We start from the raw sequence: 2,414 nt of genomic DNA, 5'->3' as shown, positions 1-2,414 counted from the left end.
GCTGGAATGGGCCAAGAGCATGAAATGGAAAGGCATCCACCCCATCGTCGAACTCAGTCGCAAGGTCTATGCGAAGGGCATCAGGCTCTCAAACAGGTTGATGAAAGATGTCGAAGCGAGATTGAAGCGTAGCCCGACTTCGCCAAAATGGGACATCTTTATCCAGCCGGTTTGCGGGTAACTTCTATAACGGAAATCACCTAAATTCGACACCCCGGTGTCTCATTTTCATTGACACATTCCGGACGGGCGGGGGCTGGCACTCCCCGCGGGGCTGGGTTGGCCCATCGAGTCAGCCGCGATGGAGTTGATGACGGCAGATCTCGCCCGCGTTGGCCTGTCGCCGGATGATGTCGATCCGTCGCTGGTCTGGTTGAGCCGCCGACCCTGGGCTGCGTTATGCGGCGCCCCGCTGCCTCAGGAGATTATCCGCGACCGTGAAGGTTGCTGGTATCGGCTGGGAGGCGTGCTTGACCCACCGGACGCGCTGGCCGCAAAGCTGGCCGACCCAATCCGGGATCTGCTGCACAGACAGGACACCAGCTCGGCGCAGGTTCACCGCGTCTTGATCGACGGCCCTCTAACCCGACTGAACGCAGGTCCCATGAGCTTCGGCGATCAGCTTGCGGAGCGGTTGCGGCAGTTGGGCACGGCATCGGCAGACATCGACGTCCTGCCGGTCCAGCAATCCGCCACCGCCAGCGGTGCCGCGCATTATGGCTGGCGGCGGCGGGAGGACATTCCTGGCTATTACGATACGGTGCCAGATCTTGAGATCAACGCCTGCGTGAATGGCCGGCCCGCTTTTGTGAGCCTGATGGAAGGCCAGAAGCGCGTCGTTGGCGGCAGAACCATCGGCCCCAAGGAAATTTCCGGTTTTTCCATTGAATCAGGTGCCAAGTCAGTCCAGTACTACCTGGCGCGCGCCGACGAGCCCACGGTGCGCAAGACCGACACCACGATCCCCGAACCTCCAGAGATCTCGACCAAACTGATTTTGGTCGTCAAGCAGACACCCGGCCAAGGATTCGCAGAGGTGGAGGTCAGGGCGACCGAGCGTGGCAGACTCGGTTTGCGGCCGGTGTTCCTCGACTGGAGGTTGATGGACGATACCTCTCTGACCCGCGAAGAGGTGTTGCATGCACTATCCGGACAATGCACCGTTGCCTATCCGGATCCGGCGCCAGTGGCATGCCATGCAACCGTCTGGTACGCCTACAATCTAGCATCCCGTATCCATAACTTCTTGGTCCATATGCGAGGCCTCGGATACGTACCCGGCCCACAGCGGGAGCTTGCATTTCAAACCGATCACGAGATGAATGCAGTAGGAGCTTTACATACCGCATTGAGCAGTAAGTCAATGGCGAAAAGCTTACGCAAAGTGCTAGAGCGGCGCAATAGATTGTCGACGAGCCAGCTTATCGAGCTTCTGCCTGATGACGACAAGAAGTTCGGGGCAGTCAGCTCGGAGGGTACAACTCCTCCCGAGGATGAACTCATCCGTCTGCTCGGCAAACCACCTGGTGGATACAAGAGCTATCGCGACTTGCTAGACCAGTTCGTTGCGGTAACCGACAGCGCGCTAGCCACAACGGCAGCAGCCCCAGGAGGCCAACAGAGCCTTCGCCAGAAACTGCTGGTGACGAATGCTTGGTGCTACACGGCAGCGGCACCGACAATCTTTAGCGAGATCCGTGCGGTGTTAACGCAACCCGCGTCGTACCCCAAAGCGTGGCAGCAAGATATCTTCAGAGCTGCGGGCCGGTGCTTGAGTGAGCCCGAGCACCTTGCGGCGCTCTTCAACAGGACACATCATGACTGGACTAATGGAGGACCGGGTGTTCCGCTTTACCGGATAAGTGCCGTAGGACAGGTGCTAGCCTACCGTCAAGACGCGCCGCATTATCTGCACCCCGATGTCGCGTTCGGACTCGCAACAATTGCCTGTGAAACCATGGAGGCGCAACGCGGGAAGCCGGCAAACAGGTTCTTTTCCGCCGCCGCGCTGTTGATGATGCTATTGCGGTATCGCATGGTCGACCCAGGTTTTCTCAGTCCGTCAAACGAGCCTCATCGGCCGTTGGTCGATCGGATAAATGCGATTCTCGAACAGCCCCTTGATCAGAGTCTTCGAAATCGGGCAAAGCTGGCACAGCTATTCAAGGCGATGCGCGATTTCATCGCGGCCCGCGGCAGCCCGCTGCCGATCTATGACATACTGACCGATCTCGCCGAATGAAAAAAAGCGACGCGTTCATGAGACTGCGCAGGAGAGTAACCATCCCCCGGCAAAGCCGGGGGCTTTCATTCGTGAGCCGCTCGAAGCGGCTACGGGGTCGCTAACGCGGCCCCGCGGTTCTTGGGCCGCCTAAAGGCGGCGACTCAGCCCCAGAGGTTGAGCTGTTCGAGGC

Annotated in this window: 1 protein-coding gene and 1 pseudogene; both read left to right on the top strand. The window is 59.2% G+C overall.

Going from position 1 to position 2,414, the window contains the following annotated elements; genetic code table 11:
* Positions 1-181: pseudogene (locus QZX93_RS03660) on the top strand (hypothetical protein); the annotation flags it as partial.
* Positions 182-301: 120 nt separating this feature from the next.
* Entirely contained in the window at positions 302-2,242 is a 1,941-nt protein-coding gene (locus tag QZX93_RS03655; protein WP_295394368.1) for a hypothetical protein, read from the top strand.
* Positions 2,243-2,414 lie beyond the last annotated feature (172 nt).

It is taken from the genome of uncultured Thiodictyon sp. (assembly GCF_903946935.1).
GTDB lineage: Bacteria > Pseudomonadota > Gammaproteobacteria > Chromatiales > Chromatiaceae > Thiodictyon.
This window is presented reverse-complemented; position numbering and strand designations above follow the sequence as displayed.